Origin of the sequence: Methylomarinum vadi (assembly GCF_000733935.1) — a bacterium.
GTDB lineage: Bacteria > Pseudomonadota > Gammaproteobacteria > Methylococcales > Methylomonadaceae > Methylomarinum > Methylomarinum vadi.
The window spans coordinates 2,281,156-2,294,806 of record NZ_JPON01000001.1 but is presented as its reverse complement, the minus strand read 5'-3'; the positions used below and the strand labels follow the sequence as shown (position 1 = coordinate 2,294,806).

Here is a 13,651-nt window from a genome sequence, read left to right as displayed (position 1 = left end):
CTTGCGTTCATCCCAATGTCACCAGCTACCGCTATTCTTCATCGATGCCCAAGGCTCCTGTGGCTCCAGTTTTTCGCCTTTTTGCAACAACTCGATCGAGATATTGTCCGGAGAACGGATGAAAGCCATCCAACCATCGCGTGGCGGGCGGTTAATGGTGACACCGGCATTCATCAATTTCTGGCAAATGGCGTAAATATCGTCGACCTCATAGGCCAAATGACCGAAATTACGTCCGCCGTCATAGTCTTCGGGGTCCCAGTTGTAAGTCAGTTCCAGTTCCGGCGCCTGGACCTTCTCGGCATTCTCCTTATCCAGCGGTGCCGACAAGTAGACCAGGGTGAAACGTCCGGCTTCGCTTTCCATCCGGCGGGTTTCCACCAGCCCTAATTTATTGCAATAGAAATCCAGGGATTCATCCAGGTCCTTGACCCGGACCATAGTATGTAAGTAGCGCATATTATTTACGATTGCTTAAAAATTTTCTGCTATGTTTAGACTTCAACGATTTATCGAGAACGATTACTTTAACCCGAGAAGACAACGAAAACAATGACCGAGTATCCCGAGAAAACCTGTGAAATAGACCGTTTGATTCGCCATCCTAAATTGGTCGAGGCCGCCCTGGCCGGACGCAAAAACCAACAACGGCGGGACGGCCTCTATGCCTATCCGGGTGAAACTTTCCAATTGGAAGGGGTGACGTTTAAGGTGACGGCCGTAACCAGACAGCTACTGGGCGAGATGACCGATGAAGACGCCCGCGCGGAAGGCTATCCCAATATGGCGTTTTACCGCGATTTGATTTTAAAAATGCATGCCGGCATGGACTGGAATGAAGACCATCCGGTTTGGGTGCACTATTTCAGTCGCATTGAGGAACAATGATTCCCTTAGCGGCCATCTCGCGCAAAATCTGCAGACCGCCTTCCTTAACGGCCGCCGGGTTGGGGTGGCCCAGCTCTTGCGCGAATCGAGTCAGCAACGCATCGGTCAAAACGCCGTTGCTTTGTTGGATTCGCTGCAGCAGCGAGAAGGTCATCGCATTGATCTGCAGAAAATGCACCTCGTCATCGTAGTCGCGATAAACCACCAGATAAGTCGGTTGCTCGGGCGGTTGTTCCGGTAGGAATTGCGGCGAAATTTGTTGTACCGGAAATTGATAGGCCAGCGGCCAGGCCAGCGGCGACAGAGCAATATGATGCCGCAATAAATTCTCACCAAAGCCGCTTTCGGGCGGTTCGATATGATCCTGGGCGATGGAGAGCGCCATCTCGACCCATTCGTAATGCGCCAATTCAAGCAGGAAAGGGTAATCGTCCGGATCGTTGCGTTCGTTTTGCAGAAAATCCAGAAATTCTTCCGGTATTTCGGAAAAATACGGCGAACGGCAGGCGTGGCTGCTGAAAAAATCCTGGGCTAGTTCGAACCATTGCCGGTCGTCCAGTATTTTCCGCAGTACCGGGAAATTGCTGCTCAGGAAGCTGTCGACATTATTGAAGAACAGTTCGCGATAAGTCGCCATGCGCTGCCGTTTGACATCGGCCGGGCAAGGATTGTTGGCCGGATCGCGAATAAAGGCGGCGAATTCGGCCTGCTTGTTTTTGAAATCCGATTTAGGCTGAGCGTTGTTCATGCTGATTTCCCCAGGCCTTTTGAATGGCGCGGATGGTGTCGACTTCTTTCAACAACACGTCTAACGGCGGGATATTGAAGTCGCGTTCCAGCAAGGCCGGAAAGACGCCGTAGAGTTCATAAGCCTTACCCAGCAGTTTCCACACCGGATCGATCACCTCGGCGCCGTGGGTGTCGACCAGAAAATCGTCGGCCTCGACATAATGGCCGGCGATATGGGCATAAGCGATGCGTTTTGCCGGAATCGCGCGCAGAAACGCTTCGGCGTCATAGCCATGATTGACGCTGTTGACATAGATATTATTGATGTCGATGAGTACCTCGCAATCGGCTTCCTCGACCACGGCATTGAAAAAGTCGATTTCATCCATTTCCCGGCCGGGAGCGGCGTAATAGGAAACATTCTCGATGGCGATTTTCTGTTCCAGGATGTCTTGCACCCGCCTGATGCGGGCCGCGACATGCTTGACCGCATCGCTCGTGAACGGTATCGGCATCAGGTCGTACAGATGGCCTTCATGGCTGCAGTAACTGAGATGTTCGCTATAAAATTTGATTCCATGCGCTCGCATGAAATTTTTGACCGCACGAACGAAGTCTTCGTCCAGCGGATCGCTGCTGCCTATCGACAATGAAAGGCCATGGCAGACAAAAGGGCAGCGTTCCGTCATGGCGCGGAATTGTTTGCCGAGTTTGCCGCCGATAGTCATCCAGTTTTCCGGCGCGACTTCGTAAAAAGCCACGTTTTCCGGCGGATGTTCGATAACTTCGCTGAGAAAAGACCGGCGCAAACCCAGGCCGGCATCGTGAACGAGATTTTGACACGTGTCCATAAGAACACCTTACTGTTTCAATGTCGGGGCGTGAAATCGGCCATTTCATGCCCCGACTGGTTCGATTTACAAGAAATAAAAGAGGCGGTTATTCGCCGGCCGCTTTATCCGGGTCGACCTTGGCGCCGCAGGACATTTCACCGCCTTTCATCATGGCGCCGCAGGACATCTCGCCCCCTTTCTTGTCGCCTTGCATGCCTTTCATCATGGCGCCGCAGGACATCTCGCCTCCTTTCATGCCGCCCTGCATGCCTTTCATCATGCCACCGCAGGACATCTCGCCTCCTTTCATACCGCCCTGCATCCCTTTACGTTTCATCATGCCGCCGCAAGACATTTCACCGCCTTTCATCCCTTCGTCTTGCTTGCCCTTCATGCCGCCCATTCCCATGCCACAGGACCCTTCCTTGCCCTTCATCATCGCGCCACAGGAATTTTCCATGCCTTTCTTCATCTTGCCGTTTTCCATCATGTCGCCGCACTTGCCTTCGCCGCATTTCCCTTCGGAAGTTTTGGGCTTGGTCTCGCCCATGCCACAGGCGCCTTCCTTGCCTTTCATCATCGCGCCGCAGGAATTCTCCATGCCTTTCTTCATTTTGCCGTTTTCCATCATGGCGCCGCATTGGCCCTCGCCGCAGCTGGCTTCCTTGGCCTTAGTTCCGGACTTGGAGAAGGGTTTGACGGTATAGCCGGGGTTCGACTCGGCTAATTGCATATAACCGTTGTCCAGTTCGGACATTGCAAAAGGATTGGACTCGGCTTGTGCCGAGGACGCGGATAAGGACGTGACCAGTGCGGTTCCCATCGCCGCAGCTAAAGGAGTTTTAGACATTTTATTCATTAGTAATCCTCTTTGTTGGTTTTTATGAAAGAAGCAGATAAAAACGCGTCCAATGCTTTAAATGGAATTATGGGTTATTTGCATGACAAACGTATCATCGGGGACAAGACCGATGCTTTAGCCGGTTCCGGCTTAAACAGGGACAAGGCCTGTTTACCGTTAGCGAACCATCTCTACTAAATATTGTAAGCGTGAAAGCCCTTAGGACTATACAGGAAAATAAAAGGTTCATCCAATCAGGGCGCGCATTAATCCGCTGTTTTGTCTTTATACTCGCACAGGTCGGCAATTACGCAGCTTTGGCAGCGCGGCTTTCGCGCGATGCAGGTATAGCGGCCGTGCAGAATCAACAAATGATGGGCATCTTTTTTATGTTGTTTGGGGACCCATTTTTCCAGTTTCCGTTCCACCTCCAACACCGTTTTGCCGGGGGCGATTCGGGTCCGGTTGGAAACCCGGAAGATATGCGTATCGACGGCGATGGTAGGATGATCGAAGGCCGTGTTCAGGATGACGTTAGCGGTTTTTCGGCCGACACCGGCCAATGCCTCGAGGTCCTCACGCGTTTGCGGAACTTCGCCGTGGTGCTTCTCCAATATAGTTTGGCAAAGTTTGATGATATTCGCGGCTTTGCTGTTAAACAGGCCGATGGTTTTAATATATTCCTTCAGCCCATCCTCGCCTAGCTCCAAGATGGCTTGCGGCGTATTGGCGACCGGAAACAATTTAGCGGTCGCCTTGTTGACTCCCTTGTCGGTGGCCTGGGCGGACAGCACCACGGCAATCAATAGTTCGAACGGGGTGCTGTAGTTCAGTTCGGTGGTCGGTTCGGGTATCGCTTCGGCCAAGCGGTCGAAAATGGCCAGACGTTTTTCTTTGTTCATGTCCTGTTATTGCAAATTGAGAGTAGGTCGTGCCGGGCGCAGCATGTACGACGGCCGAAATGAATGAGTGTCGTCGCCGTTAATTATTGTTATGCCAACATATTCTTCAAATGCGCCAGACTTGCCTTGCCGCGTTCCTTGGCCACTTCCGGGTCCAACTGTTTCTTGTTGGCCCATTCCAGGTCTTCTTCCGGCAATTCGCTCAAAAAACGGCTAGGTTCGCATTCGCTCATTTCGCCATAGCGTTTACGGTGCGTGCAGTAACTGAAAGTACAGCTTTGCTGGGCGCGGGTGATGCCGACATAGGCCAGGCGGCGTTCTTCCTCGATATTGTCGGTTTCGATGCTGTTTTGGTGCGGCAGCAGGTTTTCCTCCATGCCGATCAGGAACACATGGGGAAATTCCAGGCCTTTCGAGGCATGCAGAGTCATCAGGCTGACCTGGTCGCCGGCCTCCTGCTCCTGGTTGCGTTCGAGTATGTCCATCAGCATGATCTTGCCGATGATGTCCGCCAGCGACCGGTCCTCGTCCGGTTCCTTTTCGGCCATGCGCTGCAGCCATTCGATCAGCTCGTAGACATTGCCGATTTTGCGCTCCGCCGCAGCCGGAGTCTTGCTATTTTCCTGCAGCCACTGTTCGTAATTAATTTGCTTGATCATGTCGTGAATCACGGCGAAGGTGTCTTCGCGTTCGATGCGTTCGGCGGTCTCCCCGATCCATTGGCAAAATTTATGCAGCCGTTGCAGCGCCTTCTCCGGCAAACGCTGTTGCAGGCCGAATTCGGTGCAGGCGGCGAACAGGCTGATATGGCGTTCGTTGGCGTAATCGCCCAGTTTTTCCAACGTGTTCGGCCCGATTTCGCGGCGCGGCGTATTGATGATACGCAAAAAGGCGGCATCGTCGTCGGGGTTCGCGATCAGTCGCAGGTAGGCAAGAATGTCCTTGATTTCCGCATAGGCGAAAAACGAGGTGCTGCCGCTGATGAAATAAGGTACGTTGTTTTCCCGTAAACCGCGTTCGAACAAACGCGATTGATGGTTGCCGCGATAAAGGATGGCGTAGTCGGAATACTGATTGCCGTGGCGAAATTTGTGATGGATGATCTCGGAGACGATCTGCTTGGCTTCGGCGATATCGTTTTTATGGCTCAATACCCTGAGGGGCTCGCCGAAACCCAGGCTGCTCCATAGCTTCTTTTCGAATGCGTGGGGGTTGTTGGCGATCAGGTGGTTGGCCACCTTCAATATCCGGCCGGTGGAGCGGTAGTTTTGCTCCAGCTTGATGACCTGTAGCCGGCTGTAATCTTTCTGCAATTGCGCCAGGTTTTCCGGTTGGGCGCCGCGCCAGGCGTATATGGATTGGTCGTCGTCGCCGACCACGGTGAAGCGTCCCAGGTTGCCGGCCAGCAGCCTTACCAACTGGTATTGCGTGGTATTGGTGTCCTGGTATTCGTCGACCAACAGGTAACGGATGCGGTTCTGCCATTTTTCCAGGGTCTTGGCATCTTGTTGGAACAACAGGACCGGCAGCAGAATCAAGTCGTCGAAATCGACCGCGTTATAGGCCTTCAGGCTGCGGTTGAAGTCGTTATAAAGCCGCGCCGCCGGCAGCGTGTCGGCGGAGGCGGTGGCGAGCGACTGTTCCGGCGTGACGAAGGCGTTTTTCCATTGGCCGATCTGCCAGTTGTAATTTTCCACGGCATCGATATCGTAATCCTTGGGAGAGTGGCCGATCAGGTTGCGCAGCAAACTCAGTTTGTCTTGTTCGTCGAACAATGTGATGGCGGATTTGTAGCCCAGCGTTTTATGTTCCTTGCGCAGGATGTCCAGGCCCAGCGAATGGAAGGTGGAGACCCTGAGTCCGCGGCTTTGCGAGTCGCTCAGCAGGCGCGCCACCCGTTCCTTCATTTCCCTGGCAGCCTTGTTGGTGAAGGTGAGCGCGGCGATATGGCGGGCTGGAAGGCCTTGTTGTACCAGATAGGCGATCTTCTCGGTGATGACACGGGTTTTGCCGCTGCCGGCCCCGGCCAGTACCAATAACGGGCGATCGATGGTTTTCACAGCGGCGAGCTGTTGCGGATTCAATTTGGCCATAAATTAAACGCTACGGTCCAGTTTGCGGTAGCCGATGGCTTCGCTTAAATGGGGGATCTCGATGTTAGGGCTATCATCCAGGTCGGCAATGGTTCGGGCCAGTTTCAGGATGCGGTGATAGGCGCGATGAGACAGGCCGAATTTTTCCAGCGCTTGTTCCAGCAGGTTATGGCTGGCGTCGCTCAAGGCGCAGAATCGTTTGATTTCGGCCGCGCTCAGGCGGGCATTGGTTTTGCCGCAACGAGCCAAAGCAATATCGCGAGCGTTGACGACCCGGGCTTTGATCGTCGCGCTCGTTTCCTCGCCCTCCGGAGCGCCCCGACGCAATACGTCCAAAGCCACCCTGGGGACTTCCAGATGCATGTCGATACGGTCCAGCAAAGGCCCGGAGATACGGCCGCGATAGCGGTTGATTTGTTCGGAAGTGCAGTGGCAACGGCCGGAGGAATCGCCCAGGTAACCGCAAGGGCAGGGATTCATCGCCGCGATCAGTTGAAAGCTGGCCGGAAAATCCGCCTGGCGATTGGCCCGGGAAATGGTGATGTGGCCGGTCTCCAGCGGTTCCCGCAGAACTTCCAGCACACGCCGGTCGAATTCCGGCAGTTCGTCGAGAAACAGCGTACCGTTATGCGCCAGCGAGATTTCGCCCGGTTTCGGGTTGCTGCCGCCACCGACCAATGCGACCGCCGAAGCGGTATGGTGGGGGGCGCGGAATGGCGGCCGGCGCCAATGGGCGATATCGAGCCCCTGGTCGCTGATCGACGCGATCGCTGCGCTTTGCTGGGCCTGCCGCTCGGTCAGGTCGGGGAGAATGCTCGGCAGGCGCGAAGCGAGCATCGATTTGCCGGTGCCGGGCGGGCCCAGCATCAATAGATTATGGGCCCCGGCGGCGGCGATCTCGAGTGCCCGTTTGACATGGAATTGTCCATGCACATCGGCGAAATCCAGCGGATAAGCATAAGGCTCGCAGTCTCCCTGGGCGACGGTCGCGCCGATTGGCTGCTGACCACTTAAATGGGCGCATACCTCCAAGAGGCTGTCGGCTGGGATCAGTTCGGTTTGCTTGATCAATGCCGCTTCGGCCAGATTGTCGCGCGGCAGGATCAATTGCCGGCCGGCATCGCGACATGGCATGGCGACCGGCAACGCGCCGCTAATTGCGCGCAGTTCACCGCCTAACGACAATTCGCCGATGCATTCGCAGCGTTCCAGCGCCTCTTTGGGGATTTGTCCGGAAGCGGCCAGGATGCCGAGGGCGATGGCCAGGTCGAAGCGGCCGCCTTCTTTGGGCAGATCGGCCGGGGCCAGGTTGATCGTGATGCGTTGGATCGGAAATTCGAAGTGAGAATTCAAGATTGCGCCACGCACGCGGTCCTTGCTCTCCTTGACCGCCGTTTCCGGCAGGCCGACGATGCTCAATGACGGTAGACCGTTGCTGACATGGACCTCGACGCTGACCTGTGGTGCATCGATGCCGGAGCGGCCGCGGCTATAAACGATGGCGAGTGACATGATCCAATGGTTACACAGGTTTCGGTTCGTGTTTTAGGATTGGTAAAAATATCCTCGAATAACACGTTGGCAGAATTAGGTTAAATACCTCGTCGCGCGACCGTCCAACAAAATGATGCGGAATACGCTGGCGCTTTGTTCGTTTTCCGGTGGGCTTTGGGAGGCCAAACATTATGTTCGGCGATAGAGCAAGGCCCCACGCTGAATACTATGGGTTTACTCGCCCTGATGTTGGTTCAACGGTTGCTCCATCGCCGCGACGCGTTTTTCAAGATCTTCGAGTTTGCTGCGGGTTTTCGCTAACACGGCCTTTTGCACTTCGAATTCCTCGCGGCTGACTAAGTCTAGCTTGCCCAGTGCTCCTTGCAGAATGGCGCGGAAGTTTTTTTCCATGTCTTCCTTCAGGTTGCTGAAACCCGGCGGAACGGCGCCGGCTAAACGGTTGGCGATATCATCGATAGCTTTCGGGTCAAACATGGTCGTCTCTATATGGTTTAAAGTTATGGGGAGCCCTGAATAGGCCTATCCGGGATTATTTTCGACGCTTGAGCAAGGGAAATGCAACTATTACTTGGCCTTTACACTTCGGGCACTGGGTCGTGATCGATGTGGCATATGTTCCACTCTGCTTCGGGAAATACCGAGTAATCGGCAGTTCACAGGCGTTAATCCTCTCGGGAGGACTTATGTTCCCGGCAAATTTTATCGGTGTCGGTCTGTTCCAATGGCAATTGGGTCAATTGGCAATGAAAGTGGTGGTCCACCTCGGTGAAATAGTCGCACGTTCGACACAGACCGAAACTCTTCGAATTATTGGCTCTTTGCAAGGCCGACAGCGTCACATTCAAGGCCGTGCCGATCGAATCGAATTGCTGTGACGTGACCTGCTGTTCGGCCTCGGCAAAGACCTGCAGCGGTTTCAGGCCGGCGATCACTTTTTCCCCTTGTTCGGTCAAAATCAGATGCACGACGCGGCGGTCGTCGGGATCGGGGACTTTTTCGATATATTGCTTGCGTTCCAGTACCTGAATCGATTGCGAAACCGTGCCCTTGGTCGAACCCAGATATTCGGTCACAGCCGCCGGCGTATTGCTGTGTCGGTTGCATTTCGCCAAGTATTCCAATACTTGGCCGTGGACCGGTTGCAGGCCGATAGCGGCGTATTTCTTGCGTTCTTCCGAACGCATTAGCGTGCTGATGCGTTCGATCAATTTAAAGGTGTCTAATTCATGCATGGAGAAATTTTAGCACAAGTCATGCCAAGGTGACGTAATATCGGCCGAAGTTAACTGCTTGATTCCGGGCTCGTCCGTTCTTGGGTTGATTGTTCGACGGGAGCGGCCAAGGCGAGTTCCCGTCTTGCCAAATTTTTCATGAGTTTGATTCGCGCCATGCCGGCACCGGTTCCTGCCGGCGATTATTTCGCTCCCATCGCCTGCTTGAAAAATTCCGGCTGCGCCAGGCTGGCTTTATGGATGTCGCTGTTGTAATAGACGGTAGCGAACGACTTGTCGGCCGCATCCTGTTCGCGGAAAGCGGACAGATCCGACTTGCCGGCGATGGTCGCGCTCCACCAGCCTGACGGATAAACGCATTGCGGGAAAAACAGGGTCTGCAGATGGCCGAATCCGGCCGCGCTCATCGCTTCGCGCATTTCGCCCAGTAATTTTAGATGATACAGGGCCGATTCGCTTTGCTGAATAACCATGCCGTGTTCGCTAAGGCTGCGATGGCAGTCGCGATAGAAGTCCTTGCTGAAAAGTCCTTCCGCCGGGCCGACCGGGTCGGTGCTGTCGACGATGATCAAATCGACGCTACCGGGCTCGGCATCCTTGACCCATTTGATGCCGTCGATGAATTTCAATTGCGCGCGCGGGTCGTCGTTGGATTCGCATAGCTCCGGGAAATACTGTTCGGCGAGGCGGGTGACGCGCTCGTCGATGTCGATTTGCACGACTTCCTCGACGCCGGGATGTTTCAGCACTTCCTTCAACGTGCCGCAGTCGCCGCCGCCGATGATCCAGACTTTTTTCGGGTCGGGATGGGTAAACAGGGCCGGATGGCTCATCATTTCGTGATAGAAGAAATTGTCGCGGCTGGTCAGCATCACGCAGCCGTCGATCACCATCAGATTGCCGAAATTTTCTGTCTCATAGATTTCCAGGTGCTGGAAATCGGATTGTTCCTCGTGCAGTTTGCGTTTGATCTTCAGAGAAAACGCCGATCCGTCGGGCAGCCATTGTTCGGTAAACCATTGTGTAGCGTCAAGCATTGCGGATTCCAGAAAAAGGTAAAAGAATGGCCAGCATTATATTAAAATTTTCGCTAATTTAGCATAGCAGGATGACAAAGTGAGTTCTCAACCATGGTCGATTGAACAATCCGCGGAGGTTTACGCGGTGCAACATTGGGGCAAAGATTATTTTTCCATCAATAGTCAAGGACATGTTTGCGTCAAGCCCCGGGCCGATTGCGACAACGTAATCGATTTGTTCGAGATCGCGCGATCGTTACAGGACAAGAAATTATCGTTCCCGGTGCTGTTGCGTTTTCCCGATATCCTGCGCGATCGGATTGGAAAATTGCAGCAGGCCTTCGATGAAAGCTGCCGCCAGCATGGCTACAATGGCGGCTACACCCCCGTTTATCCGATCAAGGTCAATCAACAGGGTACGGTGGTGGAAAACATCGTTGCCGCCGAACATATCGGCCTGGAGGCGGGCAGTAAGCCCGAGTTGTTGGCGATTCTGGGCATGGCTCCCCGCGGCGGCGTGATTGTCTGCAACGGCTACAAGGACCGGGCCTATATCCGCATGGCCTTGATCGGCCGGCAAATGGGGCAGACCGTCTATATCGTCATCGAGAAACCGTCCGAGCTGGAGTTGATTTTCGAGGAGGCGGACAAGCTGCAAGTGCAACCCCAGGTGGGCATACGCGTGCGCTTATCGACCATCAGCGCCGGTAAATGGCAAAATAGCGGCGGCGAAAAATCCAAATTCGGCCTGCATGCCAACGAGGTGCTGCAGTTGATCGAGCGTCTGAAACAGGCCGACATGCTCGATTGTCTGCAACTGATGCATTTTCACATGGGCTCGCAGATCGCCAACATTCACGACATCAAGCTGGCCTTGAAAGAGGCGGGGCAGTTCTTTTTGCAATTGCGGCGACTGGGCGCCAATATCACCACGGTAGACGCCGGCGGCGGTCTCGGCGTCGACTATGACGGCAGCGCGTCGCGGCGCGACTGTTCCATCAATTACAGCTTGAAGGAATACGCCGAGAATATCGTCAAAAGTTTCGCCGATGTTTGCGCCGTCAACGACTTGCCGCATCCGCATGTCATCACCGAGTCGGGGCGCGCGATCACCGCGCATCATGCCGTACTGATTACCAACGTCACCGAGGTCGAATCGTTACAGGCGGACGGCGAAATGAATGCGGCCATCTTGGCGGAAAGGAACATCGTCGAGGCTTATCATAACGTGCAGTTCGATATCGCCGAGGCGAGGGCCTTGTTTGTGCAAGGAGACTTGACGCTTGCCGAACTGGCGCAGGCGGAAAAGAACTATATTAATGCCTGCCACCAGATCAAGGTGCGGTTGGACCCTGACAATCACAATCAGCGGGAAATTTTGCTGGAACTGGACGAAAAACTGGCCGACAAGGTCTTCTGCAATTTCTCGCTGTTCCAATCGATGCCCGATATCTGGGGGATAGAGCAGATTTTTCCGATCATGCCGATCCACCGGCTGGCGGAACAGCCGGTACGGCGCGCGGTGCTGCAGGATTTAACCTGCGATTCGGACGGCCGAATCGATCATTATGTCGATGAGCAGAATATCGAAAACACGTTGCCAATTCATCCAATCATCCATGACGAGCCTTATCTGATCGGCTTTTTTATGCTCGGCGCCTATCAGGAAATCCTCGGCGACATGCATAATCTGTTCGGCGACACCCATTCGCTGAATATCGAGCTGGATGAAAATGGTTACCGTATCAGCGATTTTCTCGAAGGCGAGCATGTCAGCGATTTATTCGACTATGTGCACATCGATATCGATGGTCTGAAATCGACTTATTACGCCAAGCTGCAGCAGAGCCATTTAAGCAGCGAACAGCGAGAAAACTATTTGCAGGAATTAAGCGCAGGCCTTAAGGCGTATACTTATCTGGAGAAATAACATGAAAGCGGGATTCATTGGACTGGGCGCGATGGGTATGGGCATGGCCCGCAATGTCGCGAAAGCGGGGCTGTTGACGGCGGTTTACAACCGCACCGTCGACAAGGCGCAAGAATTGGTGAACGAATTGGATATCGATCTCTATACGACGCCGGAAGAGCTGGCGGCGCAAGTCGATGTCGTGTTGATCTGCGTCTCGGCCGACGACGATGTGTTGGCAATGGTCGAGGCCGTGGCCGCGACGATCAAGCCGGGTTCGGTCGTGGTTGACCTGTCCACCGTCAGCATCGCCACCGCCGCAGAGGCCGCGGAAATTTTAGAGGAAAAACAGGCGGAATTTCTCGATGCGCCGGTTTCCGGCGGGGTCGAAGGGGCCGACAAGGGCACGTTGGCTATGATGGTGGGCGGCGAGCGTCAGGCGCTGGAGCGCGTCAGGCCGGTGCTGGAAAGCATGAGCTCGCGTTTGATCCATATGGGGCCAACCGGTTCCGGCCAGGCGACCAAGGCGGTTAACCAGATCATGGCGGCCGGCATCAATCAGGCCGTGACCGAGGCCTTGGCATTCGGCCAAGCGCAATGCTTGCAGATGGACAAGGTTATCGAGGTCATCTCCGGCGGTGCGGCGGGCAACTGGTTCCTGGCGCATCGCGGTCTTACGATGACCAAGGGCAGCTTCGAACCGGGCTTCAAGGTGGCTCTGCATCATAAGGATTTGCAGATCTGCCGGCAAATGGCGGAGCAAATCGGTGTCGAAACAACCTTGATCGACATGACATTGGCCGATTACGAAAAGTTGATGGCGCAGGGCCATGGCGACGAGGATATCTCGGCGTTGTATCGCTTAAAACGGAAAGAATAATGACGACGCCTTTTGCGTAATACGCCGGCAGTTAACCCTGCAACTCCGTTTTAACAAGTTGATTGTTCAGAAATAGAGAAAATGGACGCGGGAAATAGGCGATGTTACTCTTGGGTCTAGGTTTCAGAGGGAGTCAATCATGCAAATTTGGGTCGATGCGGATGCTTGTCCGAAAGCGATTCGGGAGATTTTGTTTCGCGCCGCCGAGCGCACTCACACACTAACGACTTTTGTCGCCAATCATTATTTAACAACGCCGCCCTCTCCTCACATCAAGTTTTTGCAAGTCGAGCCCGGCTTCGACGAGGCCGATTTGGAAATCGTTAAAAGAGTGAGGCCTGGCGATTTGGTTGTCAGCGCGGATATTCCGCTGGCCAGCGACGTAATCGATAAAGGCGGCAATGTGATCGACCCCCGCGGCGAACGCTATACCCGCGATAATATCGAAGAGCGCTTAAACATGCGTGAATTAATGGAGACGCTGCGCGCAGGAGGTGTGGAAACGGGCGGGCCGGCGGCATTGAGCTCGCGCGATATCCAGGCGTTCGCCAATCAATTTGATAAGTTCCTGACGCAACAGGGTGTAAATAAATTCCATTGATCTGTATTGACCCTGACATAATCACACAATTTTAAAAGTTGGTTTGAATTGAATTTGACAATGACTGTCCCCGTTTGGCCAGGAGCGGACGGATGGTTTTTCTGACGAACGTCAGTTGATCGATCTATAGCCGCCAGCCGTAATCCCAAAAATTTGCGACTGCCTATAGGTTGTGCCGAGCCATGCGAGGCGCAACGATCGCGAACGGT

General features: G+C 54.2%; 15 protein-coding genes. 5 read left to right on the top strand and 10 right to left on the bottom strand.

Translation table 11 applies throughout. From position 1 onward, the window contains the following. Positions 1–18: 18 nt before the first annotated feature. Positions 19–459, bottom strand: coding sequence for a VOC family protein (locus EP25_RS0111510; RefSeq protein WP_031434024.1), 441 nt, complete (start codon positions 457–459; stop codon positions 19–21). Positions 460–552: 93 nt separating this feature from the next. Between EP25_RS0111510 and EP25_RS0111505 the strand changes: the two genes are divergently transcribed. After that, positions 553–888 carry an ASCH domain-containing protein gene (locus EP25_RS0111505; protein ID WP_031434023.1) on the top strand — a complete coding sequence of 112 codons (336 nt, stop codon included), beginning with the start codon at positions 553–555 and terminating at the stop codon, positions 886–888. On the opposite strand, the gene EP25_RS0111500 is transcribed toward EP25_RS0111505, so the two are convergent. From EP25_RS0111500 to EP25_RS21955, 3 genes are all read right to left on the bottom strand, one after another. Continuing rightward, positions 866–1,636 (bottom strand): HvfC family RiPP maturation protein, encoded by a 771-nt coding sequence (locus tag EP25_RS0111500; protein WP_031434022.1) that lies wholly within the window; start codon positions 1,634–1,636, stop codon positions 866–868. The genes EP25_RS0111505 and EP25_RS0111500 overlap by 23 nt on opposite strands. Further along, entirely contained in the window at positions 1,617–2,468 is an 852-nt protein-coding gene (locus tag EP25_RS0111495; protein WP_031434021.1) for an HvfB family MNIO-type RiPP peptide maturase, read from the bottom strand. The genes EP25_RS0111500 and EP25_RS0111495 overlap by 20 nt, the downstream gene beginning before the upstream one ends. An 88-nt stretch (positions 2,469–2,556) precedes the next feature. After that, positions 2,557–3,309, bottom strand: coding sequence for an HvfA family oxazolone/thioamide-modified RiPP metallophore (locus EP25_RS21955; protein WP_036300495.1), 753 nt, complete (start codon positions 3,307–3,309; stop codon positions 2,557–2,559). A 24-nt stretch (positions 3,310–3,333) separates the two neighbouring features. Here EP25_RS21955 and EP25_RS23460 point away from each other — a divergent pair, with 24 nt between their 5' ends. After that, positions 3,334–3,489, top strand: a complete 156-nt coding sequence (locus EP25_RS23460; RefSeq protein WP_160172723.1) for a hypothetical protein — start codon at positions 3,334–3,336, stop codon at positions 3,487–3,489. A 68-nt stretch (positions 3,490–3,557) separates the two neighbouring features. Here the strand turns inward: EP25_RS23460 and nth are convergent, their stop codons facing one another. From nth to speE, 6 genes are all read right to left on the bottom strand, one after another. Then, entirely contained in the window at positions 3,558–4,193 is a 636-nt protein-coding gene (gene nth / locus EP25_RS0111480) for an endonuclease III (protein ID WP_031434019.1), read from the bottom strand. Between the two features lie 89 nt (positions 4,194–4,282). Then, entirely contained in the window at positions 4,283–6,286 is a 2,004-nt protein-coding gene (gene rep / locus EP25_RS0111475; protein ID WP_031434018.1) for a DNA helicase Rep, read from the bottom strand. A gap of 3 nt (positions 6,287–6,289) precedes the next feature. Then, entirely contained in the window at positions 6,290–7,798 is a 1,509-nt protein-coding gene (locus EP25_RS0111470; RefSeq protein ID WP_031434017.1) for a YifB family Mg chelatase-like AAA ATPase, read from the bottom strand. A gap of 216 nt (positions 7,799–8,014) precedes the next feature. Continuing rightward, on the bottom strand, positions 8,015–8,275 hold the full coding sequence (gene ubiK / locus EP25_RS0111465) for a ubiquinone biosynthesis accessory factor UbiK (protein ID WP_031434016.1): 261 nt from the start codon (positions 8,273–8,275) through the stop codon (positions 8,015–8,017). 188 nt (positions 8,276–8,463) lie between these two features. Beyond that, on the bottom strand, positions 8,464–9,033 hold the full coding sequence (locus tag EP25_RS0111460) for a MarR family winged helix-turn-helix transcriptional regulator (RefSeq protein ID WP_031434015.1): 570 nt from the start codon (positions 9,031–9,033) through the stop codon (positions 8,464–8,466). A 182-nt stretch (positions 9,034–9,215) separates the two neighbouring features. After that, complete coding sequence (gene speE, locus EP25_RS0111455) at positions 9,216–10,070, bottom strand: polyamine aminopropyltransferase (RefSeq protein ID WP_031434014.1); 855 nt, start codon at positions 10,068–10,070, stop codon at positions 9,216–9,218. A 79-nt stretch (positions 10,071–10,149) separates the two neighbouring features. Between speE and speA the strand changes: the two genes are divergently transcribed. The 3 genes from speA (at position 10,150) to EP25_RS0111440 (ending at position 13,442) form a co-directional block, all read left to right on the top strand. Beyond that, positions 10,150–11,982 (top strand): biosynthetic arginine decarboxylase, encoded by a 1,833-nt coding sequence (gene speA / locus EP25_RS0111450; RefSeq protein WP_031434013.1) that lies wholly within the window; start codon positions 10,150–10,152, stop codon positions 11,980–11,982. Between the two features lies 1 nt (position 11,983). Then, entirely contained in the window at positions 11,984–12,841 is an 858-nt protein-coding gene (locus EP25_RS0111445; protein WP_031434012.1) for an NAD(P)-dependent oxidoreductase, read from the top strand. Positions 12,842–12,980: 139 nt separating this feature from the next. Then, a complete protein-coding gene (locus tag EP25_RS0111440) occupies positions 12,981–13,442 on the top strand; it encodes a YaiI/YqxD family protein (RefSeq protein ID WP_031434011.1) in 462 nt (153 codons plus the stop codon). Positions 13,443–13,651 lie beyond the last annotated feature (209 nt).